1 rRNA gene is annotated in these 257 nt (G+C 58.8%); it reads right to left on the reverse strand.

The window, feature by feature from the left end:
* Positions 1-257: ribosomal RNA gene (locus ACSNOD_RS31990) — 23S ribosomal RNA — on the reverse strand; the annotation flags it as partial.

The following is a 257-nucleotide window of genomic DNA, read 5'->3' on the forward strand; positions in this document are numbered from 1 at the left end:
CTTAGCGGGTGGTCCCGCCAGATTCACACGGGATTTCTCGGGCCCCGTGCTACTTGGGTGTCTCTCAAACGAGCCGCTAATGTTTCAGCTACGGGGGTCTTACCCTCTACGCCGGGCCTTTCGCATGCCCTTCGCCTACATCAACGGTTTCTGACTCGTCTCACGGCCGGCAGACCATGAAAGAGAGATCCCACAACCCCAACCACGCAACCCCTGCCGGGTATCACACGTGACTGGTTTGGCCTCATCCAGTTTCG

The organism is Streptomyces sp. URMC 123 (assembly GCF_051386515.1).
Classification (GTDB): domain Bacteria; phylum Actinomycetota; class Actinomycetes; order Streptomycetales; family Streptomycetaceae; genus Streptomyces.